The sequence below is a fragment of the Lichenihabitans sp. Uapishka_5 genome (genome assembly GCF_033947565.1).
Classification (GTDB): Bacteria; Pseudomonadota; Alphaproteobacteria; order Rhizobiales; family Beijerinckiaceae; genus Lichenihabitans.
Genome location: NZ_JARPVX010000126.1, coordinates 1 through 7406, shown reverse-complemented (window position 1 = coordinate 7406; position 7406 = coordinate 1). Strand labels below are relative to the sequence as shown.

The 7406-nt window shown below is 70.3% G+C and carries 6 protein-coding genes and 1 pseudogene; 2 read left to right on the top strand and 5 right to left on the bottom strand.

Annotation, left to right across the window (positions count from 1 at the left end):
- Positions 1-187: pseudogene (locus tag P7D22_RS21700) on the bottom strand (EamA/RhaT family transporter); the annotation flags it as partial.
- A gap of 116 nt (positions 188-303) precedes the next feature.
- Between P7D22_RS21700 and P7D22_RS21695 the strand changes: the two are divergent.
- Positions 304-1161: an N-formylglutamate amidohydrolase gene (locus tag P7D22_RS21695; protein WP_319936342.1), complete on the top strand. Its 858-nt coding sequence runs from the start codon at positions 304-306 to the stop codon at positions 1159-1161.
- Positions 1158-1469 (top strand): DUF1244 domain-containing protein, encoded by a 312-nt coding sequence (locus P7D22_RS21690; protein ID WP_319936341.1) that lies wholly within the window; start codon positions 1158-1160, stop codon positions 1467-1469. The genes P7D22_RS21695 and P7D22_RS21690 overlap by 4 nt, the downstream gene beginning before the upstream one ends.
- Before the next feature lie 33 nt (positions 1470-1502).
- Here P7D22_RS21690 and P7D22_RS21685 read toward each other — a convergent pair whose 3' ends face one another.
- The 4 genes from P7D22_RS21685 to crtY form a co-directional block, all read right to left on the bottom strand.
- Positions 1503-3605, bottom strand: coding sequence for a putative bifunctional diguanylate cyclase/phosphodiesterase (locus tag P7D22_RS21685; RefSeq protein WP_319936340.1), 2103 nt, complete (start codon positions 3603-3605; stop codon positions 1503-1505).
- 71 nt (positions 3606-3676) lie between these two features.
- Positions 3677-4639 carry a phytoene/squalene synthase family protein gene (locus P7D22_RS21680; RefSeq protein WP_319936339.1) on the bottom strand — a complete coding sequence of 321 codons (963 nt, stop codon included), beginning with the start codon at positions 4637-4639 and terminating at the stop codon, positions 3677-3679.
- Positions 4636-6135 carry a phytoene desaturase gene (locus P7D22_RS21675; RefSeq protein ID WP_319936338.1) on the bottom strand — a complete coding sequence of 500 codons (1500 nt, stop codon included), beginning with the start codon at positions 6133-6135 and terminating at the stop codon, positions 4636-4638. Before P7D22_RS21675 ends, P7D22_RS21680 begins: the two co-directional genes overlap by 4 nt.
- Entirely contained in the window at positions 6132-7286 is a 1155-nt protein-coding gene (gene crtY / locus P7D22_RS21670; protein ID WP_319936337.1) for a lycopene beta-cyclase CrtY, read from the bottom strand. The genes P7D22_RS21675 and crtY overlap by 4 nt, the downstream gene beginning before the upstream one ends.
- Positions 7287-7406: the final 120 nt, after the last annotated feature.

The window sequence follows — 7406 nt, the reverse complement described above, 5'->3', positions numbered from 1 at the left end:
CCTCCGCCAGATGCATCAACAGGCCAAGCACCGGCAGCGCCAGGGCGACGCGCCAGAAGGCCGACGCGAAGGGCCCGACATCGGCGAGCCGCACCGCGATCGGCGACAAGCCCATCGCCACCGCGCCGACCACCAAGGCCGCGACGGCCGGCGCGCTACCGGCCGGACGCGCGGACGTCTGGACCATCGAGGAGGACATGGCGGGTGGCTCGGGATCGGGATGGCGCGACCGCCGGGCGGGCCGCGCCTCCGCTATGGCACTTCGGCCGCGCAAACACTACTGTGGAGCCCGTGACGCCCGTTATGCCCCACCCCGCCCCACCCGCCGGCACTGAGCCCGCGCCCGTCATCGCGATCGAGGGCGACCTGTCGGGCGGACTGCTGTTGTTGTGCGATCACGCGTCCAACCGTCTGCCGGCCCGCTACGGCGACCTGGGGCTCGACCGGGCGCAATTCGAGCGGCACATCGCCTACGACATCGGCGCCGAAACCGTGACCCGCACCATGGCGGCGATCCTGAAGGCGCCGGCGCTGATGACGACCTTCTCGCGACTGCTGATCGACCCGAACCGCGGCTGCCGCGACCCGACGCTGGTGATGCGCATTTCGGACGGCGCGATCGTGCCCGGCAATGCCGCCATCGGGACCGCCGAGGTCGAGGAGCGCACGGCCCGGTTCTGGCAGCCCTACCGCGACCGCATCGACGCGACGCTCGACGCCATGCTGGCCACCGGTCGGCCGCCGGCCGTGGTGTCGATCCATTCCTTCACGCCGTCCATGAAGGGCGTTCGCCGGCCGTGGCACGTGGGCCTGCTGTGGGACGACGATCCCCGGCTGGCGCTGCCGCTCGCCAAAGGCCTCGCGGACCAGCCCTCCCTGCAACCGGCGGCCGAGCGCATCGGCGACAACGAGCCCTATGACGGGGCTTTGCCGGGCGACACCATCGATATCCACGCGACCCGGCGCGGGCTCGCCAACGTGTTGATCGAGGTGCGTCAGGATCTGATCGGCGACGATGCCAGTGCCTCGAACTGGGGGGTGCGGCTCGCCCAGGTGCTTGCGCCGGTCCTCCGGCGTCCCGACATCGGCAGCATCCGATACCATCCCAGCCGCGCCGGCCGCCCGGGGCGCCGGCTGGCCGACCTGGACGCCGCCCCATGACTGCTCTCGACCCTGCCCGGCAGACCGAACTCGAAGCCGCCGCCTTTCGCCGCCTGCTGTCCCACCTGCGTGAGCGCAGCGACGTGCAGAATATTGATCTGATGAATCTGGCGGGGTTCTGCCGCAACTGCCTGTCGAACTGGCTCGAGGCGGCGGCCGGGGACCGCGACGTGCCGATGACGCGCGCCGAGGCCCGCGAGCACGTTTACGGCATGCCCTACGAGGACTGGAAGGCCGCGCACCAGCGCGAGGCCACCGCCACGCAACAGGCCGAGTTCGAGCAGGGCGTGCCGCCCCGGCACGACTGAGACTGTTCAGGCGGGAGCCACGATCATGGCCGCTCAGGCGGCCAGGCGACCGAGGCTGGCCAACAAGGCCGGCACGGCGGCGGCCGGTACGGCGGGGCTGAACAGATAGCCCTGGCCGAAGCCGCAGCCGCGCGCCGTCAACATCGCGGCCGCGACGTCGGTTTCAATGCCCTCGGCCACCACCGTCATGCCCAGGCTATGGGCCAGGCCCAGCACGGCATCCACGATGGCGACGCTGTCGCGGCTCTTGGCCAGGGTACCGATGAACGACCGGTCGATCTTGATCTTGTCGAACTTCGCCTCGCGCAGATGCGACAAGCTCGAATAGCCGGTGCCGAAATCGTCCAGCACCACCATCACCCCAAGGGCCCGCAGCGCCTGCAGCGATGTTTTGGCGGCACTGAGATCGGTCATCAGGGCGGTTTCGGTGATCTCGATCTCGAGCCTTTGGGGCGGAAACCCCGCCGACATCAGGATGTTGGCCACGATGGCCGGGAACGCCAGATCCTGCAGCTGGCGCGGCGACACGTTGACGGCCAGCGTCATGGCCGGATCCCAGGCTTGCGCATCCGCGAGGGCGCGGCGCAGGATCGCTTCCGTCATGCGGGGCAGCAGGCCCAATTGCTCGAGCAGCGGGATGAAGGTGACGGGCGGCACGAAGCCACGCCTCCGGTGGTGCCAACGCGCCAGCACCTCGAAACCCGCAACGCCGCCGGAGGCGAGGTCGACAATGGGCTGGTAGAAGGGCTCGATCTCGCCGGCCGCGAGCGCAGCCCTGAGATCGGCTTCGAGGTCCGCCTTGGCCCGCAGGTCGGCGTCCATGCTGGCTTCGAAAAACCGGAAGGTGCCGCGCCCGTCGTGCTTGGCGCGATACATGGCGAGGTCGGCCATGCGCAGGATCTCGGCCGCCGTGGTGTCCTGTTCGAGCGTCATCGCGATGCCGAGGCTCGCCCCCACCACGACTTCGGTGTCGCCGACCACGATGACTTCGCCCAGCCGTTCCACGATGCGGGCCGCGAGCCCGATCGCCTGATCGAGCGCCGCCAAACGGTCGGGCGCTGGCGGCAGGATGACCGCGAATTCATCGCCACCGAGACGCGCCACCAGCATGCCGATGCCGGTCAGGCCGCGCAGCCGGGCCGCCACCTCGCACAGCACGGAATCGCCCACCGCATGGCCATGCAGGTCGTTGACGGGCTTGAAATGGTCGAGGTCGATCAGCATCACGGCCGTCATCAGCCCGTTCCGGGACGCCTTCAGGGCGGATTGCAGCCGGGTAGAGAAGAGGCGGCGGTTGGCCAGCCCCGTGAGGGCATCGTGCCGGGCCAGGGCCTCGGCGCGTTCCTGCGCCTGCCCGAGCGCGACGGCGTTACGCCGGAACACCTCGAAGGCGGTCGCCATGGCGCCGATCTCGTCGCGCCGATGCAGTTCCGGCACCCGCACGCTGCGGTCCCCCTCGGCCAGTTGGGCGAGCGACGACGTGATGGCGCCGAGCGGACGCGCGATCTGGACTTCGGCGTGGACCATCAGGCCCGCCCCCAGAAGGCCCGCCATCACCGACAAGGCCGCCACCAGTAGGGTGGCGTGGGTGGCGGAGCCGTTGGCGGCCGTGGCCTCGGCGCTCGCGGCCGCACGGGCATCGTCGATCAGGTTGTTGGCCGCGATCTGCACGGCCTCGTAGCGCCGTTGCAGCGTGCTGCCGTAGCCCATCGGCTTCGTCATCTGGTCGCCGGCCGCTTCGTCGATCCAGGCCCGGTGGTTGTCGAGGAGGTCGCGCCACGTCGCCTCGAAGCGGCGGAAATCCTCCACCATGTCCACCTCTTCGGCGACCGGTCGGAAGCGACCGATGAGCTCGCCCACCACGGTCGCCTGCCGTTCGGCCAGGAACTCGGCCTGGATGACGCCGGGCTGGTCCATGGCCAGAAAGCGGTAGCCTTCGGCGACGCGGAACTCCGAGATGGTGTTCTTCAGGTCGCCGAGCAGTTGCGTGCCGGCCAGCCATTTGCGGTCCACCGTCTCGATCTGCCGGTCGATGCGGATCAGGCTGACGACCGCCGTGGCCGACACCACGGTGAAGATCGCCAGCAAGGCAGCGATCGAGGCCGTGAGCCGAATCCGGATGGATCGAAAATGCATCGAGCGCTCAAAAGCAACAACAACGGGCGGAGCTTAGGCGCGATTACATAACATTTTGTGTGGGGCGGCGCTCAGCCCACCAGGGCGAGGCCCAGGCCGGCCGCCACATGGCCGAGCTTGGCCATTGTGGAGGTGGACACCCTGCTGTCCCAGGCCCGCGGACCCCGCCGCACCACGGCGGTGCCGATGGCACGGTAGACACCGCTCGCCGTGCCGATCGCCCAGGCGGCGCGGAACGGCAGGGCCGCGACCCCGAGGCGCGCCGAGGCGTACAGCGGCTCGGCCGCCGCGACAAGGCGCGCCGCCACCGTGGCGAGCGCCTGCCGATGCGCCGGCTCCGCCAGGGCGTTCAGTGGGATGCCGGCGGCCGCGAGCCAGTCTTCGGGCGCGTAAACGCGTCCGACGGCGGCATCCGGCACGAGGTCGCGGGCGATGTTGGTCAGCTGGAACGCCAGGCCGAGATCGGTGGCGCGCCGGAGCACGGCCGGGTCGCGCACCCCCATGATGTGGGCCATCATCAGCCCGACCACGCCGGCCACGCCGTAACAATAGCCCAGGAGATCGTCGAGCGTGCGGTAGCGGCGGCCGGCCACGTCCATGGCGAAGCCGTCGAGGTGGTCGAGCGCGTAGCGGGCCGGGATGGCGTGGCGGCGCATCACGGCCCCGACGGCGCGGAACACCGGATCGGTGGCGGTGCCGTCGAGTGCCGCCAGCGTTTCGGCCCGCAAGGCTGCGAGCCGCGCCTCGGGGGTGGAGGCCTGAGACCCAGGAAGCCCCGCCGCGACGCCGGGCGATGGCGCCGCGAATCCAAGCTCCTGTCCGTCGATGACGTCGTCGCAGTGCCGGCACCAGGCGTACAGCAGCACGGCGTCGGCCCGCATCGCAGGGGCGAAGAGCTTCGCCGCCACAGCGAAGCTCTTCGAGCCCTTGGCGATGGTGGCCTTGGCGGCCGCCACATCGGCGACGTCAGGCGCATCGGCGGCCTTGGCCGCCTCGGGGGCGATGGCGGTTCCGGCCGAGGCGGCGTCCGTCACGCCCGCCCCGCAGCGTCGGCCAGCATCAGGCTGGCGGTCGCCTTGGCGGAGCCGATGACGCCCGGAACCCCGGCTCCCGGATGAGTGCCGGCCCCCACGATGTAGAGGTTGGGGATCACGTCGTCGCGGTTGTGCGGCCGGAACCAGGCGCTTTGGGTGAGGATCGGCTCGATCGAGAAGGCGGAGCCCGCATGGGCATTGAGCTCGTCGCGGAAGTCGAGCGGAGTGAAGATGCGGCTCGTCACCAGATCCTCCCGCAGCCCCGGCAAACAGCGTTCCTCGAGGTAGGCGAAGATGCGGTCGCGGTATTTCGAGCCCTCGACGGCCCAATCGACGTCGGGGGCCGTGCCGAGATGCGGCACCGGGGCCAGCACGTAAAAGGCCCCGGCGCCGGGCGGCGCCAGGCTCGGGTCGGTGACGCAAGGGTTGTGCAGGTAGAGCGAGAAATCGTCCGCCAGCGTTTCCTTGTTGAAGATGGCGTCGATCAGCCCGCGGTAGCGCGGCCCGAACAACACCGTGTGATGGGCCACCTCGGGCCGGTGCCGCTTCAGGCCAAAATAGATGACGAAGAGCGACATCGAATGCCGCTTGCGCTTCAGTTGCGCCGCCTTGGCGGGCCCGCGCGACGTGCCGCGCAACAGGCGGTCGTAGGTGTGCACCACGTCGGCGTTGGAGGCCACGCGGTCGAACGGCAGCGTCGTGCCGTCCTCGAAGCCGATGCCGGTGGCCCGCCCGCCTTCCGTCAGGATGCAGTCGACCGGCGCGTTGAGCCGCAGGGTGCCGCCGAGGTCCTCGAACAGCCGCACCATGCCATCGACGAGCGCGCCCGTGCCGCCCTTTGGAAACCAGACGCCCCAGCGCCGCTCGAGCGCATGGATCAGCGCATAGATGGACGAGGTGGCGAAGGGGTTGCCGCCCACCAGCAGCGAATGAAACGAAAAGGCCTGCCGCAGTTCCTCATCCTTGATGAAGCGGGACACGATGCCGTAGACGCTGCGCCACGCCTCGAGCCGCATCAGCTGCGGCGCCGCCCGCACCATGTCGCGGAAATGCAGGAACGGCACGGCCCCGAGCTTCAGGTAGCCTTCCTGGAACACGGCCTCGGAATAGCGCAGGAAGTCGCGGTAGCCGGCGACATCGGCCGGGCTCTTGGCCTGGATCTGCCGGTCGAGTTCGGCCTGGTCGTTGTTGTAGTCGAACCGGAAGCCGTTCTCCCACGAAAGGGCATAGAAGGGGCTGACGGGCAGCATCGTCACATAATCGGACAACGTCCGGCCGCTCAAGGCGAACAGCTCCTCAATGGCGCTCGGGTCGGTGATGACGGTCGGGCCGCCGTCGAAGGTGAAGCCCTTGTCCTCGTAGACGTAGGCGCGGCCGCCCGGCTTGTCGCGCTTCTCGAACAGCGTCGTGGCGATGCCGGCGCTTTGCAGCCGGATCGCCAGCGCCAGGCCCCCGAAGCCGGCCCCGATCACGGCGGCGGTGGTGGGGGCGCTCACGTCGTATGGTCCATCAAGGCTCGCAGGGCGGGAAGAACAGGAACGGGCGGCTTGCCGCTGAGCAGCCGGATCTTGTCGGTTGCCGCGAGGTCGCCCGCGTAAAAGCGCGTGATGAGCGCTTCAGGGAAGCGGTAGAAACGTCGCATCATGGTCCAGCGCTCGTCCGGACGACCCGCCTGGAACAGCATGCGGTTGAGCGCCCGGAAGAACCGCTGCGCCCGCCAGCGCCGCCGGGCATGGCGCTCGATCGCGGCCGCGAGCGCCGGCGCATCGAGGCCCGGCAGCGCCGCGATGTGGTCGGCCAGCCGCACCGCTTCGGCAAAGGAATAGCCCGTGGTGGGATGGAACAGGCCGGCCCGCAGGCCCGCCCGCGGCTGATCCGGCGCCTCGGCCCAGGCGGCGTCAACGTCGCCCGTCAGCGTGATGGGCAGCACGCCGTCTTCTTCGCGCAGCACGCGCAACACCGTCCAGCCCTGCTCGGCCACGTAGCGGTCGACGCGCGCCCGCAGCGTGCCGGCATCGAGCACCGGGCTGTCGGCGTAATAGGTGTCCTCGACCAGCACACGGTCCGGCTCGAAAGGCAGCACATAGATGAAGCGGTAGCCGTCGTGCTGGGCCACCGTCGCATCCATGACGATCGGCCCGGTCAGCCCGTGCGGCGCCGCGAGCCGCAGGTCGCGGCCGAAGAACTTCTGATAGGCGAGGCGCAGGTGGGGGGTGGGCGCGAAGCCGCGGCCATCCACCACGGCGCCGGCCCGCAGCTCCGTCCCGTCGCCGAGGCGCAACCGCGTCGGCGTCACGGCCGCCACGGGGGCGTTGAGCCGCATCGCGATGCCGGCCTCGCGCAGCACGGCGGCGAAACGCTCCGAGGTGACGCTTTGATAGCCGAGCTCCACCCGCCGCATATGACCAGGGAAGCGGACGTCGTAATGCGGCCAGCGGGAGGTGACGAAGGGCGCCGACCAGGCCTGCTGGCTCGGCGACAGGTCGCCCGCATGCGACGACCAGGTGTGATTGCCGCCAAGGTCGCGGCCGGCTTCCACCAGCAGCACGCGCAGCTCCGGCCGCAACTGGCGCAGCCGGAAGGCGATCAGCCCGTTGGCCAAGCCTCCGCCGGCCAGGATCAGGTCCCAATCCGGGGCTGCGGTCATGCGGGTTCCAGGAGCGGCGCGGCCAGGCGGCCGGCTTGCCCCCGCAACACGGGGCGCCCGGTGCGCAGCACCGCCTCCACCACGTCGGCGGCGGCCTCGGCCCCGCCGACGTGGTGGAGG

Coding starts and splice junctions, on each gene's coding strand:
- P7D22_RS21685 (WP_319936340.1), bottom strand. CDS start 3,605: ATGCATTTTCGATCCATCCGGATTCGGCTCACGGCCTCGATCGCTGCC.
- P7D22_RS21695 (WP_319936342.1), top strand. CDS start 304: ATGCCCCACCCCGCCCCACCCGCCGGCACTGAGCCCGCGCCCGTCATC.
- crtY (WP_319936337.1), bottom strand. CDS start 7,286: ATGACCGCAGCCCCGGATTGGGACCTGATCCTGGCCGGCGGAGGCTTG.
- P7D22_RS21690 (WP_319936341.1), top strand. CDS start 1,158: ATGACTGCTCTCGACCCTGCCCGGCAGACCGAACTCGAAGCCGCCGCC.